This window comes from Citrobacter sp. CK185, from assembly GCF_030333565.1.
Classification (GTDB): domain Bacteria; phylum Pseudomonadota; class Gammaproteobacteria; order Enterobacterales; family Enterobacteriaceae; genus Citrobacter_B; species Citrobacter_B koseri.
On the sequence record NZ_JAOWFR010000023.1, the window covers coordinates 615,100 to 637,799 of the forward strand.

Annotated in this window: 23 protein-coding genes; 4 read left to right on the forward strand and 19 right to left on the reverse strand. The window is 54.1% G+C overall.

The genetic code is table 11. The features are described 5' to 3' along the window. Nucleotides 1–146 precede the first annotated feature (146 nt). The 6 genes from OGV79_RS10530 to OGV79_RS10555 all read right to left on the reverse strand — a co-directional run bounded on the left by OGV79_RS10530 (nucleotide 147) and on the right by OGV79_RS10555 (nucleotide 5,647). Nucleotides 147–713: a TetR/AcrR family transcriptional regulator gene (locus OGV79_RS10530; RefSeq protein WP_047458599.1), complete on the reverse strand. Its 567-nt coding sequence runs from the start codon at nucleotides 711–713 to the stop codon at nucleotides 147–149. Between the two features lie 188 nt (nucleotides 714–901). After that, nucleotides 902–1,795 (reverse strand): MurR/RpiR family transcriptional regulator, encoded by an 894-nt coding sequence (locus OGV79_RS10535; protein ID WP_012133660.1) that lies wholly within the window; start codon nucleotides 1,793–1,795, stop codon nucleotides 902–904. A 2-nt stretch (nucleotides 1,796–1,797) separates the two neighbouring features. Continuing rightward, nucleotides 1,798–2,745, reverse strand: coding sequence for an iron-siderophore ABC transporter substrate-binding protein (locus tag OGV79_RS10540; RefSeq protein WP_012133661.1), 948 nt, complete (start codon nucleotides 2,743–2,745; stop codon nucleotides 1,798–1,800). A 15-nt stretch (nucleotides 2,746–2,760) separates the two neighbouring features. Next, entirely contained in the window at nucleotides 2,761–3,813 is a 1,053-nt protein-coding gene (locus tag OGV79_RS10545; protein WP_047458603.1) for a FecCD family ABC transporter permease, read from the reverse strand. Further along, a complete protein-coding gene (locus OGV79_RS10550; RefSeq protein WP_049008662.1) occupies nucleotides 3,810–4,823 on the reverse strand; it encodes a FecCD family ABC transporter permease in 1,014 nt (337 codons plus the stop codon). Before OGV79_RS10550 ends, OGV79_RS10545 begins: the two co-directional genes overlap by 4 nt. Further along, entirely contained in the window at nucleotides 4,820–5,647 is an 828-nt protein-coding gene (locus OGV79_RS10555) for an ABC transporter ATP-binding protein (protein ID WP_012133664.1), read from the reverse strand. The genes OGV79_RS10550 and OGV79_RS10555 overlap by 4 nt, the downstream gene beginning before the upstream one ends. Nucleotides 5,648–6,096: 449 nt before the next feature. On the opposite strand from OGV79_RS10555, the gene OGV79_RS10560 reads away from it, so the two are divergent. The 4 genes from OGV79_RS10560 (at nucleotide 6,097) to mtr (ending at nucleotide 11,471) form a co-directional block, all read left to right on the forward strand. Beyond that, the gene (locus tag OGV79_RS10560) at nucleotides 6,097–8,259 is read left to right on the forward strand and encodes a TonB-dependent siderophore receptor (RefSeq protein ID WP_060816139.1); all 2,163 of its coding nucleotides are present in this window, start codon (nucleotides 6,097–6,099) and stop codon (nucleotides 8,257–8,259) included. Nucleotides 8,260–8,480: 221 nt separating this feature from the next. Next, on the forward strand, nucleotides 8,481–8,576 hold the full coding sequence (gene tnaC, locus OGV79_RS10565) for a tryptophanase leader peptide (RefSeq protein WP_024130621.1): 96 nt from the start codon (nucleotides 8,481–8,483) through the stop codon (nucleotides 8,574–8,576). 125 nt (nucleotides 8,577–8,701) lie between these two features. Then, nucleotides 8,702–10,090: a tryptophanase gene (gene tnaA, locus OGV79_RS10570; RefSeq protein ID WP_012133668.1), complete on the forward strand. Its 1,389-nt coding sequence runs from the start codon at nucleotides 8,702–8,704 to the stop codon at nucleotides 10,088–10,090. 136 nt (nucleotides 10,091–10,226) lie between these two features. Next, nucleotides 10,227–11,471: a tryptophan permease gene (gene mtr / locus OGV79_RS10575; RefSeq protein ID WP_024130622.1), complete on the forward strand. Its 1,245-nt coding sequence runs from the start codon at nucleotides 10,227–10,229 to the stop codon at nucleotides 11,469–11,471. An 80-nt stretch (nucleotides 11,472–11,551) separates the two neighbouring features. On the opposite strand, the gene OGV79_RS10580 is transcribed toward mtr, so the two are convergent. The 13 genes from OGV79_RS10580 to OGV79_RS10640 all read right to left on the reverse strand — a co-directional run bounded on the left by OGV79_RS10580 (nucleotide 11,552) and on the right by OGV79_RS10640 (nucleotide 22,460). After that, on the reverse strand, nucleotides 11,552–12,202 hold the full coding sequence (locus OGV79_RS10580) for a hypothetical protein (protein WP_115591170.1): 651 nt from the start codon (nucleotides 12,200–12,202) through the stop codon (nucleotides 11,552–11,554). Continuing rightward, nucleotides 12,195–13,229 carry a plasmid segregation protein ParM domain-containing protein gene (gene parM, locus OGV79_RS10585; RefSeq protein WP_196491298.1) on the reverse strand — a complete coding sequence of 345 codons (1,035 nt, stop codon included), beginning with the start codon at nucleotides 13,227–13,229 and terminating at the stop codon, nucleotides 12,195–12,197. Before parM ends, OGV79_RS10580 begins: the two co-directional genes overlap by 8 nt. Nucleotides 13,230–13,272: 43 nt before the next feature. Next, nucleotides 13,273–14,085, reverse strand: coding sequence for a C40 family peptidase (locus tag OGV79_RS10590; protein WP_502873214.1), 813 nt, complete (start codon nucleotides 14,083–14,085; stop codon nucleotides 13,273–13,275). Between the two features lie 16 nt (nucleotides 14,086–14,101). Next, nucleotides 14,102–15,049 carry a putative lateral flagellar export/assembly protein LafU gene (gene lafU / locus OGV79_RS10595; protein ID WP_012133673.1) on the reverse strand — a complete coding sequence of 316 codons (948 nt, stop codon included), beginning with the start codon at nucleotides 15,047–15,049 and terminating at the stop codon, nucleotides 14,102–14,104. Next, nucleotides 15,049–15,912 (reverse strand): flagellar motor stator protein MotA, encoded by an 864-nt coding sequence (gene motA / locus OGV79_RS10600; protein WP_012133674.1) that lies wholly within the window; start codon nucleotides 15,910–15,912, stop codon nucleotides 15,049–15,051. The genes lafU and motA overlap by 1 nt, the downstream gene beginning before the upstream one ends. A gap of 7 nt (nucleotides 15,913–15,919) precedes the next feature. Continuing rightward, nucleotides 15,920–16,615 carry a FliA/WhiG family RNA polymerase sigma factor gene (locus OGV79_RS10605; RefSeq protein WP_012133675.1) on the reverse strand — a complete coding sequence of 232 codons (696 nt, stop codon included), beginning with the start codon at nucleotides 16,613–16,615 and terminating at the stop codon, nucleotides 15,920–15,922. 19 nt (nucleotides 16,616–16,634) lie between these two features. After that, the gene (locus OGV79_RS10610; RefSeq protein WP_012133676.1) at nucleotides 16,635–17,105 is read right to left on the reverse strand and encodes a flagellar basal body-associated FliL family protein; all 471 of its coding nucleotides are present in this window, start codon (nucleotides 17,103–17,105) and stop codon (nucleotides 16,635–16,637) included. Between the two features lie 13 nt (nucleotides 17,106–17,118). Then, complete coding sequence (locus tag OGV79_RS10615; protein ID WP_012133678.1) at nucleotides 17,119–18,192, reverse strand: flagellar hook-length control protein FliK; 1,074 nt, start codon at nucleotides 18,190–18,192, stop codon at nucleotides 17,119–17,121. Continuing rightward, nucleotides 18,192–18,497: a hypothetical protein gene (locus OGV79_RS10620; protein ID WP_199971300.1), complete on the reverse strand. Its 306-nt coding sequence runs from the start codon at nucleotides 18,495–18,497 to the stop codon at nucleotides 18,192–18,194. The genes OGV79_RS10615 and OGV79_RS10620 overlap by 1 nt, the downstream gene beginning before the upstream one ends. Beyond that, complete coding sequence (gene fliS, locus OGV79_RS10625) at nucleotides 18,494–18,886, reverse strand: flagellar export chaperone FliS (RefSeq protein ID WP_012133681.1); 393 nt, start codon at nucleotides 18,884–18,886, stop codon at nucleotides 18,494–18,496. The genes OGV79_RS10620 and fliS overlap by 4 nt, the downstream gene beginning before the upstream one ends. A 22-nt stretch (nucleotides 18,887–18,908) precedes the next feature. Then, entirely contained in the window at nucleotides 18,909–20,237 is a 1,329-nt protein-coding gene (fliD, locus tag OGV79_RS10630) for a flagellar filament capping protein FliD (protein ID WP_286468305.1), read from the reverse strand. Nucleotides 20,238–20,441: 204 nt separating this feature from the next. Beyond that, nucleotides 20,442–21,335 (reverse strand): flagellin N-terminal helical domain-containing protein, encoded by an 894-nt coding sequence (locus OGV79_RS10635; RefSeq protein ID WP_058668671.1) that lies wholly within the window; start codon nucleotides 21,333–21,335, stop codon nucleotides 20,442–20,444. Between the two features lie 246 nt (nucleotides 21,336–21,581). Next, nucleotides 21,582–22,460 (reverse strand): flagellin N-terminal helical domain-containing protein, encoded by an 879-nt coding sequence (locus OGV79_RS10640; protein WP_024130628.1) that lies wholly within the window; start codon nucleotides 22,458–22,460, stop codon nucleotides 21,582–21,584. Nucleotides 22,461–22,700 lie beyond the last annotated feature (240 nt).

The following is a 22,700-nucleotide window of genomic DNA, read 5'->3' on the forward strand; positions in this document are numbered from 1 at the left end:
GAGAAACGCCTGCCCCGTTAAAATTAACAAGGTAGCACCAGGCGACTGAACGTTATTTCAGGTACAGCGGTATCGCGTCATGAGGTATTTCTCACAACGACAATAAGGGAAATAATTTATTTCCCTTTGATTATTAAATTCTTTATTCAGCCATTCACAAGCATGGTAACGATATCCCGATATATCTCCTGTAACGCATCAGGGTCACTTTTTTGCGGCGTCAGGCGACGGTAAACCGCCCCTTCCATCATGGTTGCAATCACTTCAACACAGCAACGGATGCGGACCTCGCTAAGTTGCGGACACGTTTTTCTCAAGTGCGCGCAGGCGTTGTCGAACATCCGCGCATCCGCCTCTTCGAGCATCGCGGCAACATGAGGATTGCGGGTCGATTCAGCCGCCATCTCCAGCATCAGCGCATCATCATCCTCGCTCAGCGTTTGCCGCCAGGCCAGGATTCCGGGGATACGCTCCGTCTGGGTTTTATCTTCTATCTGTGTAATGCGATAGTCGATAATACGGCGGATCATCTCTTCGATAATGGCATCTTTACTGGCGAAGTAGCGATAGATTTGCCCCACGCTGAGACGGGCTTCAGCAGCGATCTGCGACATGCTGGCGCCGTGAAATCCGCTGGCGCGAAAGCACTGGCGCGCGGCGTTGATGATCTCATCCTGTCGTTGTTTCTGGCGGATTTCCAGCTTGCTGCTCATCGCATCTCCTCGTCACCTCAAAAGTGAGAATGATCGTTCTCATTTTGGCTAATTATACGTCTCCTGCGCACATTGAAAAGGATTTTTTTGCTTATTATTTTCCTGCATTATTTGCCAGGAAAATAATGGAGAGATTATGGAGATTTAATGAAAAAAATCTGAAAATCAGATGGAGAGAATATTTAAATTTATTTCTTTGCCCCTGACTTTCCAATTCCCCGGTACAATTCATTGATGCGCTTAACGGACTTAATCGAACGCTGCGGGGCTGTCGAAGCGACAGACAACACGATCATTTCCAGGCAAACCAGCACCGTACCGTGCAACGGCATTTTCCCGTTCTCACCGCCGCGCGGCACATTGATCACCACATCCGCCTCCTTGCTAAAACGTGATTCCAGCGCATTGGTCAGTAAAATCACCGGCACACCCAACCGCTTCGCCTCGCGGATGGTCGTCAACCCTTCGCGATGCGGCGATTTCTGCGCCATCATAATCAGCACATCCCCCCGCTGTAGCGCAATCAGCTGTTCCGCCAGGTTAATCCCGGTACGATTAAACGCCACCGACGGCAAGCCAATACGGCTGAGCAGACGCGCCGTGTAGTCCGCAAGTATCCCGGATGCGCCAATGCCAAATATCCCCACCTGACGCGCCTCCACCAGCAGTGCGACCGCCTGCGCAATCGCGTAACGGTTTTGCGGCGTAGACAGCACGTCGCAGGTGCGCTGATGCCCTTGCAGAACAAAATCAATGCTCGAATTTACATCGCAGGAAAGCGTATTCACCGTGGTCGTCATTTTCTCTTCCGAGGTGATACCCGGGCCAAACCAGTGTTCGATGGTCTGTTTTAAATCGCGCAGCCCGGCAAACCCCAATGCCTGAATCGCCCGGACAACCGTCGCGTCAGAAGTTTGAGTGGCGGCCGCAATTTCTATCGCCGTAAATTCCAGTACCACTTCCCGGTTCTCATGGATATAACGCGCCACCGCCTGCATCCTCGGCGAAAGCAGATGCGCCCGCGCCCGGAAGCGATCGCCGTAGACATCAATACGATTTTTCACTTTCTTCGCCGTCAGCATGGTTATTTCCCCTCCGGTAAGTGGCGCCCGGCAATATGCGACTGTACCTGTGCAACCATCAGGCTGAGTGATGCAAAGGAGTTCGAAATCGCCTCTTCACGGGAGATCAAAACGTAGTGCCCGCGCTGGCAAGCGGTAAGAAACTCGCACCAGCCCGGCAACACGGCATCCATCGCGGCAATTTCATCCTGCGGCTTACCACCGGTATCACCGCGCCAGGTGGCAAAAACAAAATCCGCATCCATCTCTGGCAGACGCTCCGCGCTCACGTCAATCCGCCCTCCCGGCGGAATGCTGTCGATCAGTTTCGGGAAGGAAAACCCGGCATCGCGCAGGACGCGTCCTAACGAATGATAGGTGTGCAACGCATTGATTTTTCCCTGGTTTGCCTGAATGACTGACACCGTAATGTGTTGGGTATCCACCGTGTGCTTCAACCGGTCAATCTCTTCCCGGTAGCGACGCTCCAGAATAGCCAATCGCGCCTGAGTTCCGGTAAGCTGCGCGAGCTTGCGGTAAATTTCCGGCGCGCCGCCGTCGAGATGATCAATGCTCACCGTCGGGGCGATTTTCTCCAGTTGTTCGATGGGCGTATGGCGACTCGGCTCGGTGATGATCAAATCGGGTTTCGCGGCGACAATCGCTTCAATATCAATGTCTGCCGTACCAATAAACTTTATTGTCGAATGATCAAAATCGACGCCGGTCAGCAGCGCGCCCGAACGCAGGAAATGGCTGCCGTCAGGACGCGTTCTGCCGTGGCTGGCGACCGGCGGAACGCCCAGCTCAATCAGCGGAATGGTGATATCAAGATCGTGTAGCGACACAATGCGCTGCGGATGCAGCGGCACGTTCACCACGCGTCCGAGATCGTCGGTAAAAGGCCGGGTGGCAACCTCTGCCTGTACAGAGCACCCCAGCAGCAGCAACAGCGAAAAAAGTAAACGCATACACCCTCTTAAAAATTACAAACGATCCCGACGACGCCAGAGCAACAGTAAAAAGAAAGGGCCGCCGACCAGCGCAATCACGATCCCCGCCGGTATTTGCAGCGGCGCAAAGGCCAGACGCCCGATGGTATCCGTGAGCAGCACCAGCAGAGCGCCAATGAGCGCACTGCCCCACAGCAGCGCCATTTGCCCTCCGCGCAGGCAAAAACGCGCCATATGCGGCGCCATCAGGCCGACAAACCCCAGGCTGCCCACGCAGGAGACGCTGGCGGCGGTCAGAAATACCGGCGCCATAAAACGCAGCAGCGCCAGATGAGACAGACGCACCCCGAGCCCGGTCGCGGTGTGATTACCCAGCAGCGCCACATCCGATGCTCTCGCCGTCGCAAACAGCAGAACAGCCGCAGGCAACGCCCACCCCAGCGCCACCCACAGCAACGGCCAGGTGGCGGCGTGCAGGCTTCCGGCCAGCCAGACCAGCGCCGTTTGCACATCGCGGACATCGGCTGTCGTCATAAAAACGCCCATTCCCGCAGCAAAAAACCACGAGACGCCAATGCCGATCAGCACAAATCGCGGGCGGGAGAAATCACGGGCCAGCAGCATGACCAGCGCGGCGACCAGTAATCCGCCAGCAATACCCGCCAGCGGTCGCCAGACCAGGCTGACCGACGGGAAGAGCAGCACTAACGCCAGTACCACCACGCTACTCCCCTCTTTCACGCCGATAAGACCGGGGTCCGCCAGGCCGTTACGGGTAATCGACTGCATCGCCGCGCCAGCCAGCCCCAGCATTGCTCCACACAGCAGCGCCATCAGCAAACGCGGAAGACGGACATCCCAGACAACATACTGCTGTTGCTCCGTTAACGCCTGCGGAGAGAACAACGCACGCCCGATGGCGGAAGCCGGAACGGGAAGCGACCCCTGCAACACGCCCGAAACCAGCAGTACGGCGGCCAGCGTGGCAAACCCCAGCACACACCACACCGTTTTCAGCCGGACAAGGCGTGAGAATTTCCCCACCCGCCATGCGCGCAGCCCGGCACGCGCCAGAACAACGCTCATTTAAGAAATCTCGACGCAATGAAAATAAACACCGGCGCGCCGACCAGCGCGGTCATCACTCCTGTAGCCAGCTCCTGTGGGGCAAGCAGGGTTCGGGCAACGATATCCGCCAGTAGCAGCACTGCCGCCCCCAGCAGCGCCGCCAGCGGGAGCATCTGGCGAATGTCTTCCGTCACCAGACGTCTGATGACGCCCGGAACCAACAGCCCGATAAAACCCAGCGGCCCGGCGACGGATACCGCCGCGCCGCACAGCAGCGCAATGGCGATCATCGCCATCAGACGAATGCGCAGAATATTAACGCCCAACCCACAGGCCATCCGGTCGCCTAGCGCCAGAATATTCAGCCCCGGCGCTATCGCTATCGCCAGTACAACGCCAACCAGCGACGGCAGGAGGGCCTGGCGTACTTTTTCCCAACTCATCCCCGCGAGATCGCCCACCAGCCAGGTGCGCATCGCCAGCAACGTCTGCTCATCCAGAATAAGGATTGCCGCCGTGAGCGACGACACCATCGCCGACAGCGCCACGCCGCAGAGCGTGACCTTCAGCGGCGTCAGTCCGCCACGCCCGGCGGAAGAGAGCGCCATCACCAGCGAAAAGAGTGCCGCTGCGCCCCCTGCCGCAACCAGTGACTGACTGAGCCCCGCGACGCCCAGCGCGGTACACAGCACTACGGAGAACGCGGCTCCCGCATTCAGCCCCAGAATGTGCGGTTCGCCCAGCGGGTTGCGAATCAATGCCTGTAACAGAACGCCGGCTACGCCCAAAGCCGCGCCAACCAGCATGGCCGCAGCCATACGCAACAGACGCAGAGAGATAACGATTCGGTGATCAAAGTTTTTGGCATCGAAGTGAAATAACGCCTGAATGACGGTCTGCGGACTGACGGCACGCGCCCCGACGCCCAGATGAATCACCGCCAGCATAAACAGCAGCAGTAGCAAGACAGGAAGCGCCAGCAGAAATCGACCACGACGGCGGCCTGATGCGATGACCATAGCCGTCATTCTTCCGCTCCAGCCCTGGCACGAAACGGCATGAAGAATGGCTTTCCGGTCAACGGATTCACCGACATCTGCACATCGACGTCAAACACCGATTTGATCAGCTCCGGCGTACAGTGCTCTCCTTCATGTACGATCCCCTCCAGCCGTCCCTGTCTGAGAAAGACCAGCATATCGCCGTAATTCACCGCGAAATTGAGATCATGTAACACCACCACCACGGTACGACCATGATGACGGGTCAGGGAGTGCAGAAGCTCAAGGATCTCTACCTGATAACGCAGATCGAGAAAGGTTGTAGGCTCATCCAGCAAAATAAACGGCGTTTGCTGCGCCAGCGCCATCGCAATCCAGCACCGCTGGCGCTGCCCGCCGGAGAGACTCTCTACCGGCAAATGGGCGAAGTCGGTTGTTCCGGTGAGCTGTAACGCCTGCTCTACGGCCTGTGCGTCATCATCGGTCCATTGCTGGAGAAAATTCTGCCAGGGAAAACGCCCGCGCGAAACCAGTTCAAAAACCGTTAATCCCTCCGGCACCAGCGGGGATTGCGGCAGGATGCCAAGCTGACGCGAAACCGCTTTGGTCGGCTGTTGATGAATCGCTTTACCATCAAGCAGCACGCTGCCGCCCAACGGCTTCAGCATTCGGGCAATCGTACTTAATAAGGTGGATTTGCCTGAGCCGTTCGCCCCGGCCAGCACCGTCATTTTACCTTGCGGGATAGTGAGGCAGACGTCATGCACGATGGCGTGGTGACGATAGCCAGCAGAAAGCTGTTTCAGCTCAATGCCCGTTCTGTGGGCGGTGTTTTCCACATGCTGTGGCATGTTCACTCCTGCGCCGTCGCAGCCTGGCAAAGCCAGCGCGCGCAGCCTTTCAAATAAAAATAAAACTCATTCTCTTTAAGATCTTGCTGGGTTGCGCTGTAGTAGTCAAGCAATTACGCCCTGTAGTTACATCACCGTACGCACGCAACAAAAACGCCGCAGAAAAAGACGAACAAACTTATAAAAATAAATAGATATCAATAAATTAAAAATTACTTTCCCGCAATAACACTACGGTTTTATGACGTTAATCCCGCTGTAGTTTCTTTTTCATTTTTACGTTTACTACTACAAACTCCCATGATTGAATGATTCTCAATTACACATCTGACGCCGTTTACGTTGGTTAAAAGATGGATAAAACGCATGGCTAGCAAGCCGGGCAATGAACTGGATAAACCTGTTTACCCTCCCGTTTTTGGCAGGGTATTTTGCGGAATAAATAAAAGATGGCTAAGTTAACTCCTTATTTTTCTGGGATGAAAGGGCGAGCGCTGTGCTCCGCTCTGTTTTTGGGTATCACGACGGCTCCTGCGGTCATGGCAGCGGAAAAAGAAAACTCGCCGCTCAAAAATGAAGAGACGATGACCGTGCGCGCAGACGCCTCTTCTGCCGATCAGGCCGTCACGTCAGGTTATCAACCGCTGAGTTCGTCCACCGCCACGCTAACGTCGATGCCGCTGCTGGATATCCCGCAGGTGGTCAATACCGTCAGCGACAAAGTGCTGGAAGATCAGCACGCCACAACGCTCGATGAAGCGCTGTATAACGTCAGCAACGTCGTGCAAACCAACACGCTGGGCGGAACGCAGGATGCGTTTGTTCGCCGTGGTTTCGGCGCGAATCGTGACGGTTCCGTGATGACCAACGGTCTTAAAACCGTATTGCCGCGCAGTTTCAACGCGGCCACGTCGCGGGTGGAAGTGCTGAAAGGCCCGGCCTCCACGCTGTACGGTATTCTCGATCCCGGCGGCCTGATTAACGTCGTGACCAAACGTCCGCAAACGCAATTTGGCGGCTCGATTTCCGCCACCTCCTCCAGCTTCGGCGGCGGCACAGGCCAGTTTGACATCACCGGGCCGATTGAAGGCACCCAACTGGCGTATCGCCTGATCGGTGAGTATCAGCACGAGGACTACTGGCGCAACTATGGTACTAACCAGAGCAGCTTCATCTCCCCTTCCCTGACCTGGTTTGGCGACAACGCGACGGTCAGCGTGCTCTATTCGCACCGTAATTACAAAGCCCCGTTCGATCGCGGCACCATTTTCGATCTCAATACCAAACAGCCGGTTAACGTGGATCGGAAAACCCGCTTTGATGAGAAATTCAATATCACCGATGGCGAATCGGATCTGGCGCAGCTCAATGCCGAATATCGCTTCAACAGCGCGTGGACGGCGAAGTTTGATTACAGCTTCAGTCAGGATAAATACAGCGATAACCAGGCTCGCGTGATGGCTTATGATTCCGCTACCGGGAACCTGACCCGCCGCGTGGATGCGACGCAAGGCTCCACCCAACGGATGCATGCGACCCGCGCCGATTTACAAGGAAACGTGGATATCGCTGGTTTCTATAACGAGATCCTGACCGGCGTCTCTTATGAGAATTACGATCTGCTGCGCACGGATATGATTCGCTGTAAGAACGTGAAAGGCTTTAATATTTACAATCCGGTCTACGGTACGCTCGGCAAATGCACCAGCGTCTCGGCCTCCGACAGCGACCAGACGATTAAGCAGGAGAGCTATTCCGCTTACGTACAGGATGCGCTGTATCTGACCGATAAGTGGATCGCCGTCGCCGGGATGCGCTATCAGTACTACACCGAATATGCCGGGAAGGGCCGCCCGTTCAACGTCAACACCGACAGCACGGATCAGCAGTGGGTGCCGAAATTCGGCATGGTCTATAAGCTGACCCCTTCTGTGTCGCTGTTCGGCAACGTATCGCGCGCCTTTATGCCGCAATACTCCATTGCCAGCTACATTGGCGATCTGCCGCCGGAAACCTCTACCGCCTATGAAGTGGGGGCGAAATTCGATCTCTTTGACGGCATCACCGCCAATATCGCCCTGTTCAATATTGATAAGCGCAACGTGCTGTACAACGAAATCGTGGATGGCGAAACCGTGGCGAAAACCGCAGGGCGCGTACGCTCACAGGGGGTGGAAGTGGATGTCGCAGGCTCGCTGACGCCCAATACCAATATCATCGCCAGCTACGGTTATACCGCAGCGAAAGTCACGGAAGATCCCGATTACAAAGGGAAACCGCTGCCTAACGTACCGCGTCATACCGGTTCATTGTTCCTGACCTATGACATTCACAACGCCTTTATGGGCAATACGTTGACCATTGGCGGCGGCGGACATGGCGTAAGCCGTCGTTCCGCCACCAACGGCGCGGACTATTATCTGCCTGGTTATTTTGTGGCCGATGCCTTTGCAGCCTATAAGATGAAGCTGCAATACCCGGTGACTCTGCAACTCAACGTGAAAAACGTGTTTGATAAAACGTATTACACCTCATCCATTGCCACCAATAATCTGGGTAATCAGATTGGCGACCCGCGTGAAGTTCAGTTCACGGTAAAAATGGAGTTCTGATCCTTCTCGTCCAAATACCCTGTCAATTCTGGCAGGGTATTCCCGCTATTCCCTCACATTAAGATGAATAAACTCACACCGCCCAATGAACGCAAAAATGCGCGCCTCATCAACTTTCTTAACTGAACTGTATCAGATTTAACATTTTGTGATTTTTATCGCGGATAAATTTTAATCTTCCGCTATTTTTAAATTCCCTTTCACTCATGGAGGACGATGTAATGAAACACAAATCGTTTTATCGCCTCATTGCCGCAGGCGGTCTGCACTTCTGGTATAACCTCGATCCGCGTATTTCTAACGACTTTCCGCGTTAATTCTCCTTAGCCGTTCAACATCAATAAAAAATTAACTGAACACTACGTTTGGTCGGTATTTCTTGCGCCTGTTAAAGGCACAAAAATAACGTTCACGTAGCACGACATGCTATTGGAGAAATAATATGAAACGTATTCCTGAGCCGTTCCGCATTAAAATGGTAGAAAACATTCGTATGACCACCTGGGACGACCGTGTTAAAGCGCTTGAAGAAGCGGGATATAACCCTTTTCTGCTCAGAAGCGATGATGTATATATCGACCTGTTGACCGACTCCGGCACTGGCGCAATGAGCGACCGTCAATGGTCAGGCCTGATGATGGGCGATGAAGCCTACGCCGGCTCACGCAACTATTACCATCTGTGCGACAAAGTAAAAGAGCTGATCGGCTACCCGTTCACGATCCCTACGCACCAGGGACGCGGCGCCGAGCAAATTCTGTTTCCCTGCCTGATTGCCCGCCGCAACGCTGAAAAACCGGTCTTTATTTCCAACTTCCACTTTGATACGACCGCCGCCCATGTCGAATTAAACGGCGCGAAAGCCATCAACGTGGTGACGCCAAAAGCGTTCGACACCACCTCATGGTACGACTGGAAAGGCAACTTTGATATCGACCTGCTCAACGCCACTATCGCGGAACATGGCGCAGAAAACGTCGCGGCGATTATCACCACCGTCACCTGCAACAGCTCAGGCGGCCAGCCGGTTTCCATCGCCAATATGCGCGAGGTGTATCAAATAGCGAAGCGGCACAATATTCCGGTGGTCATCGACTCCGCCCGCTTCTGCGAAAACGCCTGGTTTATTAAACAGCGCGAAGAGGGATACGCAGATAAAACGGTGAAAGAGATCGTCCGTGAGATGTACCAGTATGGGGATATGCTGACCATGTCGGCGAAGAAAGATCCGATGGTCAATATCGGCGGGCTGTGCTGCTTCCGTGATGATGAAGATCTGTTCAACGACGTGCGCATTCGCTGCGTGCCGATGGAAGGGTTTGTCACTTACGGCGGGCTGGCGGGGCGCGATATGGAAGCGCTGGCGATCGGCCTCGAAGAAGGGATGAATGAAGATTTCCTCGCCTATCGAATTAACCAGGTGGAATACCTGGGCGAACGGCTGCGCGAAGGGGGGATTCCAATCCAGTATCCAACCGGGGGCCACGCGGTATTTGTCGATGCGAAGCTGCTGCTGCCGCACATTCCGGCAGAACAGTTCCCGGCTCATGCGCTGAATAACGAACTGTACCTGGAAGCCGGGATTCGCAGCGTGGAAATTGGCTCTCTGCTGCTTGGGCGCGATCCGGCCACTGGCAAACAAAAACCGTCGCCAATGGAGTTACTGCGTCTGACGATCCCACGCCGGGTCTACACCAACGATCACATGGACTATATCGCGGATGCGTTAATCGCCGTAAAAGCCCGCGCCGCATCGATCAAAGGGCTGACTTTCACCTATGAACCGCCGGTGCTGCGCCACTTTGTGGCCCGGCTGAAACCGGTGAAATAACGTTCTGATACGCGCTCCCCTGCGGGAGCGCGATTCCGCTATTTAATACGATATTCGACGCATTCAGGCATGAGAAAAGCGGGATCGCCCTTTTCTCTGCACAATGACGGGCATAGCCACGCGAGGAAAACGCACTATGGCTACATTATCGGTCGCAAATAAAGCGCCGTCGCTGATCGGCGGAGCAATGATTATCGGTGGAACCATTATTGGCGCGGGCATGTTTTCTCTCCCGGTGGTGATGTCTGGCGCCTGGTTTTTCTGGTCACTGCTGGCATTAATTTTTACCTGGTTTTGTATGCTGCATTCCGGGTTAATGATCCTGGAAGCAAACCTGAATTATCATATTGGCGCCAGCTTCGACACGATTACCAAAGACCTGCTGGGAAATCGCTGGAATATTATTAACGGTCTGACCGTCGCGTTCGTGCTGTATATTCTGACTTACGCCTATATTTCCGCCAGCGGTTCGGTTATTCACCATACCTTTGCACAAATGGGGATCGTCTTTCCGGCCAGGCTCGGCGGGTTATTATTCGCCCTGGCGGTGGCGTTTATTGTCTGGCTAAGCACCCGGGCGGTGAGCCGTATGACAACCATTGTGCTGGGCGCTAAAATTCTCACCTTCTTTATGACGTTTGGCGGTTTGCTCTGGCACGTCCAGCCGACGATTTTACTCAATACCGCTGAAGTCAGCCCCAGCTACCTGCCCTACGTCCTGATGACGTTGCCGTTCTGTCTCGCCTCATTTGGTTATCACGGCAACGTGCCCAGTCTGATGAAATATTACGGCAAAGATCCGTTGACCATCCGCCGCTGCCTGCTACTGGGAACGTTGATGGCGCTGGTGCTGTATATCATCTGGCTGGTCGGTACGATGGGGAATATTCCGCGTCCGGCGTTTATTGAGATCGCCGAAAAAGGCGGCAATATCGACGTGCTGGTACAGACGCTGAGCGGTTTGCTGAACAGCTCAACGCTCGATCTGCTGCTGACCGTCTTCTCCAACTTTGCCGTCGCCAGTTCGTTCCTCGGCGTTACGCTGGGATTATTTGATTACCTCGCCGATCTCTTCAGGTTCGACGACTCGCCAAAAGGACGTTTCAAAACTGCGCTGGTCACGTTTCTGCCGCCCATCACCGGCGGTTTAATCTGGCCAAATGGGTTTATCTACGCCATCGGTTTTGCCGGGCTGGCCGCCACCGTCTGGGCGGCGATTGTCCCGGCGCTGCTGGCGCGCGCATCGCGCAAACGCTTTAACAGCCCGCACTATCGGGTATGGGGAGGCAACGCGATGATCGTCCTGATTTTATGCTTTGGGGCAGCTAACGCGCTTATCCATATTCTATCCAGCATTAACCTTCTGCCGGTATACCGGTAGTACGCCATGCGCGGCGGCATAAAATAAAAAGGGAACCGCCGGGTTCCCTTTTCAACACTGGTGACGCGCCGGGCGAAAGTCTAAAAGATCCCTTTCTGACGCACTTTACTCATCTTCTGCGTCGGCGCGTCTACGGTACTGAGATCGACTTCTTCAGCATTTACGGATTTAGCCGGTTCCGCCGCTGACGTGCGCCCCGTCACGCGCAGCTGTTGCAACAGCAGATGCTGCTGTTCCAGCAAGACTTTGAGCTGGGCGACCTCTTCACGCAGTTTTGCCGTCTCCTCATGCTGCGTGTTATCCGATGGCGCTGCGGCGACCTGCTGTTTTTGCAGGGTCTGCGCCATCAGCGTACGCATTTGCGCCAGTTGCTGTTCGCTGAAGTCTTTCTCTTTTTCTTCATCGCCATCGCCGGTCATGAGGGCGACGGGCAGCAAATTGCTCTCCTGCAATTCCGCGCAAAGGGATTCGAGGCTCAAACCTTCCCGGCTCAGGGATTCTGCAACATGGCTGCACAATTGCGGGTTGAGAAGATGCAATTGCAGGCCGGACAGATAGATATTGCGATGAAACTGGCGGATCTCCATGTTGGCGTCATTGACGTCGCTCCCGTCCCGCTGCACTGCGCCATACCATTTTTTTAGTTGCAGCATCGCGCGCAAATCCGCGCGCGATCGCTCTGGCGACAAATGCAATGAGAGGTTAACACGGCGGATCTGCCTGTTACTCATCGTCGCCTACCTCAACCATTTGCGGCGAATCAATCTGCTCAACGCCTGACTCAGCATGGTACAGGCAGATCTCGCGAGAGAGCGCGCTTTGCGGGTTGTCGAGCGTCACCACGCGTTCGCCGAGCGTCGAATAGGCCTGGCGCAGAGCGGATTCGATCAGATGCGCACCGCCGCCGACCAGATAAACGCGGTTAGGGTTCTTAGCGAATTTCTTCGCTTCATAAGCCACCTGATCGCCAAGTTCCTGAATCTTGATCTCGATCCGTTCAAGGATCTCGTCAATCCGCGATTCATCGTTGATGACGCTTCTGACAAAATCCAGATCGTTGCGACGCTTAATCAGCTCGTTCGCCACCAGGTAGCTGGAGTCGCTGTCCGCCGCCGCCAGTAATTTACGCGTGGCGTCCGTCACCATCGCCACGCCGATTTCGTTGTTGCCGTAAATTGCGGAAACATCGTCAAACTCGCCGACAATCACCCCCATGTCCAGCGTTGTCCCGCCGCAGTCGATGACCAGCGACTTGGTGAATTCATTCACGTTGGAGTTAAGCAGATGCGACAGCGCCGCAGGCAGGCTCTCCGGCATAACATGCACATCAACGATACGGAACAGCTCGCCTTTATTCAGCGAGATCTCACGCATCAGGTTGCGACGTTTCGCTTCGATGCGCTCATCGTTACGCTGGCAATCGTCCGGCTTGTAGAATTGCGTAATCGGCAGTGTGACGATAACTTCAACGTCACGCGGCGTCAGGCCGGTTTGCAGCAGCGCATGATGAACCGCCAGCAGATTCAAATCGTCATACTGGTATTCGATGTGCGTCGTGGAAAGCGCTTTATCCGAGGTCGCATCATAGGTGTATTTCGTGGTGCCGATGGTGTAGTTGTATACCGACTGACCACGCAGCAGCGCCGCGCTTTTCCAGTCCTTACGGAAGGAGTTCGGCGAAACAACGGTCTTCAGCGTACCGTTTTCAATCCAGCTAATTTTCACATTGGTTGAGCCATCATCAATGGCGAATTTCATACGTGTTGCGGTCATGGGTTTTAACTCAATCTAAGGGTCATTTTTACAGCGTCGCCTCTTCCGTCAGAATGCGGCGAGCGCCGAGGTAATGCGATTGCCAGAAATCATCTGAAAGCTGGCTAATGCGGATATTTAGCCCGCTACGCGGGGCCTCAATAAACTCATCGTTTCCAAGGTAGACGCCAACATGGTCGGCGCCCGGTCGCTGGTTAATGTTAAAAAACACCAGATCGCCGCGACGGAGTTTATCTACGCGAATATGTTTAAGAGTGGGGTCCTGATACATGCCGTTTGCCGTGCGGGGTAGCTTGCGCTCCAGCACATGATTGAAGGCGTAGAAAACCAGGCCACTGCAATCAAATCCTTCCAGCGGATTTTTACCGCCCCAGACATAGGGCTTACCTAACTGGTCTTCCAGACGCTTGATGACGGTATGTAATCGGGACGCCAGTTTCGGGCTGATGCGCCCCGTTTTGTCCTTCCCTTTGCGCGCCTGACTCCACAGTGTGTCGGAGCCGCCCAGGCTACCGGGCTGCCAGCGGGCATGCATTGCCAGCATCTCGCGGTTTTTAGTACGGTCAGCCAGTTTTTTCGCCGTTTCCCGCTGCTTTTGTTCCGGCGTTAACGGTACGACGGCAGTCCGTTTTTTCACTTTCGCCATCAGCCGCTCGCGATTTTTTTTCCGCATCTGCAACGCGTTTTCCTGCTGCGCCATACCCGCTTCTACAGGCTTCGGCTTTGCGATGCTGTAACCCGTCGGCATCAGCAATAACAGGATGAGAGAAAAAAAAGGTACCTGGCGGCACAGAACATGCCGGGCAGGTACAAAACGGACAGAACGGATGAAACGTTTCACAGCAATAACGATCTGATTAATGGTTTTTCGTCAGTTTATCGGTCAGCGGTTTAATGACTTTTTCGCCATGCTGCCCAAAGAACTGGTACAGAGAATCACTGGCGGAATGCGTCAGCACCATAATTTCAATGCGGCGGTTCGCGGAACTCAGCGGATGTTGCGGGTCAAGCAACATCTGATCCGCCATGCCGCTCACTTGCAGAATTTTGCTTTGATCCAGCCCCCCGGTGGTCAGAACCGCTCGCGCCTGCATGGCGCGTTCGCCGGACAAGTTCCAGTTGTTATAAAGCACCTGATCGCGAAAACGCGTGGCATCGGTATGGCCGGTGATGATGATCTTGTTGTCGATCTTGTTCAGCTCCGGCGCGAACTCCGTCAGTAAGCGTTTGAAAAACGGCGTCAGGATTGCGCTACTGCGCTGGAACATCTCGCGTTTTTGATCGTCCGAGACCAGAATACGCAGCCCCTGCGGCACAATTTCCATTTTCAGGTTGGCTTGCGCATCGTACGTCGAGGTGATTTTCATGATAATGCGCGCCAGATCTTCAATCTCATTACGCGAGCGGGCGTTCACGTCGTCCAGGCTTTCCGTCTGTTTCGCCTGCTGAGCAACCTGCTTCTCCGCATCGGTCAACGGTTTTGACGACTCTGCCGTTTTCGACGGTTTAGGCGTTTTCGGATGACGGCTGTCAATCAGCGAAAGCTGCCCGCCCTGCCCCTCTTTTTGCGTAATGGGCGTTAATGAGTTGCCTTCAAAGACCGACTCGCCATTAAGCATGGAGACAATCTCTTTACGTTCTTCTTCCGTTACCGCGCCCATGATCCACAGCACCATAAACAGCGCCATCATTGCCAGCGTGAAGTCTGCGAAGGCCACTTTCCAGGCGCCGCCATGAAATTCATCATGGCTTTTACGCGAGGAGCGTTTGATGATCGTGGTATGTTCTTTGCTGCGGTTACGCATCAGGCATCACCCATCATCTGGTTTACCCAACCGTCCAGCGTCGCGAATGTCGGTTTCGTGTCCATCGGCAGCATTTTGCGCCCGGCATCGACCGCCAGCAGCGTCGGCTTACCGGCAACGTGGTTCACCAGTACGGTACGCACGCACTCCAGCACCGAGATTTGCTTTTTGGTGCGTTGCTCCATGGCGTTCGCCACCGGGTCCATCAGGCAGTAACAGAAGAATACGCCGAGGAAGGTTCCCACCAGAGCGGCCGCAACCTTCACACCGATGACCGCAATCGAGCCGTCAATGGATTGCATGGTAATGATGATGCCAAGTACCGCCGCGCAGATGCCGAATCCAGGCATCGCTTCCGCAGTACGTTGCAAAGAGCGGGATGGTTGCAGAAGGTTCTCTTCCATTGCCACCAGTTCCTGTTCGAGAATCCCTTCCAGCTCGTGCTCGTTGATTTTCCCCATCGCCATCAGGCGGAAGTTATCGGAGATGAACGTCACCAGCGCTTTGTCGTGCAGCATGAGGGGGTATTTCTGGAATAACGCGCTGTTTTCCGGTGCTTCGATATGCTCATCCAGCACCTTCAGGCCACCGTCCTGCACCAGTTCCAGCAGTTCATACAGCAGCATCAGCAGCTGGCGCTGATACTCATCGGTATATTCGTTTTTGCGCATAATGCCGCGAAACTGACGGTACATTTCGCTCAGCACCGCTTTGGGGTTCGCCAGTACCATCGCCCCCAGTCCCGCGCCAAGAATAATGATGATTTCACCCGGCTGCCAGAATGAGGCGAGGTGTCCGCCTGACAAAATAAAGCCGCCGACAACACACCCCATGATGATGAGAATACCTAAGAATTTCTGCATAAACCTTTCACTTCTGGAAAAAAGACTGAATTTTTTGCGCAATGATTTTATTGAGCTGACATACCCTGGCCTCGGTTAAATTGAGGACCAGCGCAATTTCTTTCAGGCTCATTTCATGCTGGTAATAGAGCGTGAGAATAAGTTGCTCACGCTCATCAAGACTCGCCAACGCGTTGCGTAGCGTTCTGCTGACGATGATCTCTTCTTCAAGCGGACGGCTATCCAGCGCCCCCGCATATACGTCATTACCCAGAAGATCGTCGAGACTCTCCAGCGTTTTGGCGCAATCGAGTAAGAGATATTCCTGATACTCTTCAGCCGTAATGGAAAGATGGTGGCTGATATCCTCAAAGCTGGGCGTACGCCCCAGCTGACGCGCAATCTCGCGGATCGCGTCATTGAGCTTATGCGTTTTCTGTCGCAAACGACGCGGACGCCAGTCAAGCAACCGCAGCTCATCCAGTACCGCGCCGCGAACGCGTTGTATGGCATAAGCGGCAAACTGCTCATCAGGATGGCCGTAACGGCGCAACGAGGTTAATAACCCCATTAGCGCGATCTGTTCCATATCATCCCGATCAATAACGCTACTGGTCTGGTAAGCGAGTTGCTTCACCACTTTGTTGACGAGCGGCAGATACGTGCTGACATAGCGCGCTTCATCCGCAGGCGTCAGCGTTTCACTTGCGATAAAATCCATCATGTCCAATACGGCTTATCAATCACTGGAAGACCATTTTGCTGATGATGACGTCATCAAAGGGGACATCCATCTTCAGGCTGTCAAATCTGGCGGCATAGGCGGCTTTGAGTTTGTCGTGCAGGTTGCTGACGCTTAGCGCACGCACGGCGTCATAGTCCATTTCAGAAAACAAATTGACGGTCGCCCCGCGAATCGCAGGGATCATGTCTTGCGCCGTCCGCGCGTTTTCCGCGCTCATGGTCGCCAGGTTCAGTTCCAGCATCAGATAACGCTCCGCATTACCTTTCCCTTTCAGGGTGATGAGGATGTTTTTAATTTCCACGAACTCCACCTGTTGCGGCGTGGAGGATTTAAATAAGCTCGTCAACGGATTGCTCTCCGATGCCGTGTCCGCGCGAAGTAGCCAGGTGCCGGCAACGGTTAAACATGCCGTCAGTAAAGCGGTAACCAAAGCGATCGCCAGCCCAAAGGAGATTGTTTTTGCGTTCATAAATGTCTTTTTGTTAAACGGTCAGTAATACCGAATCATCTTCACGGCGGGTGCTTTCTGATTCCGGCAGACCTGCCGCGATCTCATCTCCCGCCTGAATGATGGCGTGTTGTTGTGCGAACTGCTGTTCTTTGCCCTGCTGCTGCCCTGACTGAGAGGAGACCTGCACGTTTACCTGAACAAAGTTCTGTTCGGTCAGGCTCTGGCGCAGATCGTTGCTCGTTTGCTGAAGCGCACGATAGACCTCAGCATGGCTGGCGTTGATTTGTACCTGTACGCGCCCGTTATCAAGCTGCAACGAGATGTCGATCTTGCCCATTTCAGGCGGATCGAGACGGATAGTGGCGTGCTGGATCTGGTTCTTCACCTGAAGTTGCAGACGATCGCCCAACGCGCTTTGCAATTGCTGCGTCCAGCGGGAGGTTTCCGTATCAAGTTTTAATGTCGAGGTATGCGCAGACATTGCATCAGGCGTCACCGCCGCCGTTGGCGTCGTGGAGACAACGGAGACCGGCTGCGCATTCACTGTCGGCGTCGCCACAGCGACTGCGGTCATAAGCTGCGGCGTAATGTGCTGCAACCCTGCGGTTGGCGTCTGCGGCGACTCGGTCGCAGGCGTTACGTTAACCCCTGCCGCCAGCGTCGGGCGCAGCGTTGGCGATAACGCCCCCTTCTCCTGCAACTGTCCCGCCAGTAACGGCTGCGTCTGCAACGTCAGCGCATTCATCTCGTTTTGCGAACGACCCGCGTAGCTGACGGGTTTAACCGGCATCTGCCCGGTCATCAACAGCGCCTGCAACAGCTGCTGCTGCGCATCGTCTTTCAACGGAGAGGCATCCTTCTGATGCCGATCGCCCGTATCGTCCTCGTCCTGCACGCTCACCGGCTGCGCGCTGACGGTAATCCCCAGGGCATTTTTGCCCTGCCCGCCCATCAGCGTGCTGACAACATTCATCAACGCATCGTTGAATCCTGGCTGCGTCTGCCCGGCAGATGACTGAGCGCCGCTCTGTCCGGCGATCGTCTCCGCCTGCATCGGCAAACCGGAAGCGTGCCCCGCATTTTGAGAAAGATTGAGAATATCCATTACCCCATATCCTCTGCGTCCATAAACGCGGCATACGCCGTCGCACCTTCACGATTGCGCATGGCGAGCGCCATTTTGTTCGCGATAATGTCGCTCTGCCCCTGACAGTAATCGCGCACCTGACGGTGAATTTCCCGCAGTTCGTCCAGGGCTTTGCTGTCTGCCGCGTCCAGGGATTGGCCCCGGACAGCGGTAAGCAATTCAGCAATCTTCAGGTCAACATTCCGTACGGCAGACCAGTTATGGTCGGCTGCGGCCTGGCGTAACGCCTGCATCAGCGTTCGCATCGTCAACGCATAGCTCATGTTCCCTGACCCATTTTTTCCCAGCCGTCCTGAATATTGCCGAGGATAACTTCCACCTCTTCAATATTTTCGACAGACAGCTTGTGGCTGGCGTCATAGAGGCGGTAAACGCAGTAGTCATAAAGATTCGCCAGACTTAATGCCAGCTCGCCGCCTTTTTCAAAATCCAGCGCGCTGGTCAGCGCGTTCAGGATGTCGATGCATTTATTAATGCTTTGCGCCTTACGTTCGTAGCGACGCGCCGCAATATGGCTTTTCGCGCGTACCAGTTCGTCCATCAGGCCATTGAACAACATCAGCACTAACTGATGCGGATTCGCTGCTGCGGCCTGAATCGCCAGGTCAGATTGGTGATAGAGGCCGAAGCCTTCCTGCTCGTTACCGTACATTGAAAGTTAAATTCCCTAAGAATTAGCTAAACATACTCATGGTGTTATTCATCTGCGTCATGATCGACTGCAACTGCGTGAACTGCTTCAGGTAGCGGTTATAGGAGGACTCATAACGCGTGTTCATTTTTTCGGTTTTGGTGTCGATGTCGCGCTGCTGTCTGTCGAGCGTTTCCTGGCGACCTTTTAATAAACCGGTGCTGGTGTTCAGGTATTTATCCAGCGATTTATCCATCGCTTTAATCAGCCCGTTATTCCCGTTGAAGAAATCAGCGACCGATTGCGGATTTGATTTCAGTTGCTCATTGAGCGTGTCGGCGTCGATCGACAGCTTGCCGTCTTTGTCGGCAGTAATGCCGAACTTCGTCATGTTTTGATCGCCGAAGGTGCCGCGCAGCATGTTGCTCAGATCGTTGGTTAACGAGGAGATACTGGCATCACCGGCAAACGCGCCGCGCGAATCAGAGCTGCTGCCGGTCGCCGTCAGCCCGGAGATGGTGTCCTGCAACGTGTTATAGGCATCGATAAAGGCCTGGATTTGCTCCTTTGTCCCCGCTGTATCCGTGTCGACTGAAATAACCAGCGGCTTGTTGGCTTCGGTGGTGCCGGTCAGTTTGATCGAAACGCCGTCTACCAGGTTATCCAGGGTATTGGAGCTGCTGGAGTAAACGGTGCTGGAATCGCCAACGGTGAATTTGGCATCTTTACCGGCGGTAATCACATTCTCGCCATTAAAGATATCCTGACCGTTGGTCATGCCGCTGGTATCCAGCTGAATATCGTATTTCTCGCCGCTCTGATCGCTGCTCATCATCAGCGTCACCTTGCCATCAATACGCATCAGCGAAGCGGTAACGCCGTTCTGACCGTCGTCAGAGGTCGCGGTGTCAGACGCGCTCGGGAAATCCGCATTATTGATGGCGTCGGCAAAATCAGCGAGGCTGTCTAAATCATCCATCTCAATTTCAAGGCTCTCGCCGTTGAGATTGATCTTCAGCGTACCGCTGGCGTTTTTAATCGCCTCATCATCAAGCCCGTCAAACCCTTTCTGCTGCGCAGAAGCCAGTTGGGTGACGTTCAGGCTGTATGTCCCTTTACGGGCAGACGCGCTGGCGGTGATGGTCGCGATCCCTTCCTGGTTCATGGTCGCGGTATTTTTCAGCACGCTGGTGCTGGAGGAATTCAGCCCGGTGATTGCCGAACGGAAATCCGACAGGGCGGTACGCAGCGAGGAAAGCGCTTTTTTCTGCGCTTCCAGCGTGGAAGTCTGTGATTTCAGCGAGGTTTGCAGCGCAAGAATGTCATAGCCTGCCAACTGTGTGGCCAGTGTCGTTGGATCAAAATCAGACATAGTGGGTTTCTCCGGGCACGCGCGCCGCTTTCAACATACAGTAGATAAAGCAACTATCGTGCCAATTTTTTAATAAGTATTTATCAATGAGTTACGTAAGAGGAGGAATGTCCCCTTCCGCAATTTCCGGCAGAAGGAAGCGCATTGCCGGATACAAAAACACCGCCATACAGCGGTGTTTTAGGGGCAGATATCCGCGAAGGATTAACCCAGCAGAGACATCACCATGCTGGACATGCTGTTGGACTGTTTCAGCATGGACATGCTGGTTTGCGCCAGCATCTGGTTACGGGTCATAGAGGAGGCTTCGCTGGCGAAGTCCGCATCCTGAATGTTGCTCAGAGCCAGATCGGTGTTGTCTTTCATGTTCGCCAGGTTAGCCGCGGTGTGGCCCAGGCGGTTAATGCTCGCACCCATTTTGGAACGCACGGCGCCGACGTCATTCAGCGTAGTTTCCAGGTTGTTCATCAGATCTTTCGCGCCGGCAGCGTCAGTAATGTTGATGCCGCTGGCCGAGTAGTAGCTGCTGCCTGTATCGCTAATCGTGCCAAAACCGCCGCTGGCATCAATCAGCGAGTCGGTGCCAGAACCTTTCAGCTCTTTAGACAGATCAACCTGCATGGTTTCATCGGTGGAAGAGCCAATCTGGAAGTTCATCGCTTCGCCAAACTTACCGGAAGCGCCGAACAGTTTGTCACCTGCATAGGAGGTGTTGTTCATGATGTTCTGCAACTCAGAGTTCAGGTCGTTCAGCTCGGCGTTGATGGCATCGCGGTCTTTGGTGGTGTTGGTGTCGTTCGCTGCCTGGGTGGCAAGGTCTTTCATGCGGTACATGATGTTGCTCACTTCGTCGAACGCACCTTCGGAGGTCTGTAGCAGCGCAGTGGCATCAGAGATGTTGCGCTGTGCAACGGCCATGCCGTTGGTCTGGCCCTGCAAACGGGTGGCAATCTGTAGACCCGCCGCATCGTCCGCTGCGGAGTTAATACGCTTGCCAGTACCCAGACGTTCCATTGCGGTGGACAGCAGATTGTTGGATTTATTCAGGGCATTGGTGGATGCCATGGAAGAAGCGCTGGTGAAAATAGAAAGCGACATAGATATTCCTTATTCATTCAGGTCATTCATTCGTTGTACTGACTCAAAACGACACATCCATTTCGAAAATTAAATCCGACGACGTTCGAATGACCATTTTTCAGGCAACCCGGGGAAAAAATGGCGAAGAAAGACGGCAAAAAGGAGCTGCACTGCAACAGCAGACACAAAAAAGCCGCACCCCGTGCAGGATGCAGCGTCATAAGAACACATCGCCTGCCTTTCCAGGCAAGCGGCGGCTTACTGTTAACCCAGCAGAGACATCACCATGCTGGACATGCTGTTGGACTGTTTCAGCATGGACATGCTGGTCTGCGCCAGCATCTGGTTACGCGTCATGGAGGAGGCTTCGCTGGCGAAGTCCGCATCCTGAATATTGCTCAACGCCAGATCGGTGTTGTCTTTCATGTTTGCCAGGTTGGCCGCGGTGTGGCCCAGACGGTTAATGCTCGCACCCATTTTGGAGCGCACGGCACCGACGTCATTCAGCGCCGTTTCCAGAGAGTTCATCATCGCCGTAGCGTCGGAGGCGCTCCCGATGTTGATACCGGAAGCGGTGTTGTTCCAGTCACCGATACCCGAGAAACCAGAAGCGCTAAACAGGCCACTCGCTGTACCGCCCAGTTCATCACCCAGGCTCACGGTCATGGTTTCTCCAGAGGAAGAACCAATCTGGAAGTTCAGGGAATCGGCAAATTTACCGCCGGTACCGAATAATTTATCGCCTGCATAAGACGTGTTGCCCATGATGTTTTTCAGTTCGGCATTCAGGTCGTTCATTTCAGCGTTGATGGCATCACGGTCTTTGGTGGTGTTGGTGTCGTTCGCTGCCTGGGTGGCGAGATCTTTCATGCGGTACATGATGTTGCTCACTTCGTCGAACGCGCCTTCTGCGGTTTGCAGCAGTGCGGTGGCATCAGAGATGTTACGCTGCGCAACGGCCATGCCGTTGGTCTGCCCCTGAAGGCGAGTGGCAATCTGCAAGCCGGCCGCATCGTCCGCTGCGGAGTTGATGCGTTTGCCGGTGCCCAGACGCTCCATTGCGGTAGACAGCAGATTGTTGGATTTATTCAGGGCATTGGTGGATGCCATAGAAGAAGCACTGGTGAAAATCGAAAGCGACATAATATATTTCTCCTTGGATTACCTGTCTGTTTTATCAGGTTCTTGTCGTTGCTGAATGATAAAAACGACCCACCACAACGAAAAATTAAATTCATTTAATGAAAATTTATTTAAAGATTTGTCACCCTCTTTTTTCAAGACGAAAAATATCCAATTAATTATTCTTATTATACCATCCTCAATAAACCACCTTTAGCCCGGCAATAAAACCAACCCCATAATTATGCAATCAAGCGACAC